This is a genomic window from Bacillus sp. SIMBA_031 (assembly GCF_046535225.1).
Classification (GTDB): domain Bacteria; phylum Bacillota; class Bacilli; order Bacillales; family Bacillaceae; genus Bacillus; species Bacillus velezensis.
In genome coordinates, this window is sequence record NZ_JAWRXC010000358.1 from 1 (window position 1) to 262 (window position 262).

Sequence of the window (262 nt, forward strand, 5' to 3'; positions counted from 1 at the left end):
GTGTGATGCGGCATCGTAGATGGGCACCTGTATAGGATGCGCTGAGAAGACTGCGTGGTAGAAGAACGGCTCGTCGACCAGTTCCGTCAGCTGTTTGATCCGAACCCGAAGTGACGCTGCAAAGGTCTCATCTGATACATCTTCTGCTTCTGGGCTATCCTCAAGCAGCTTCTGGCACTGCCAGAGAGAGCAGCCATCCAGTTGTTGAACGACGGTAAGCGCAGCGGTGTCCAATGTTCGCGGCGACAAGTGGACGTACGGC

General features: G+C 55.7%; 1 protein-coding gene. It reads right to left on the reverse strand.

Going from position 1 to position 262, the window contains the following annotated elements; translation table 11 throughout:
• Positions 1–262: hypothetical protein (locus tag SB724_RS20630; RefSeq protein WP_410572788.1), on the reverse strand; the 262-nt coding region annotated here is incomplete at both ends.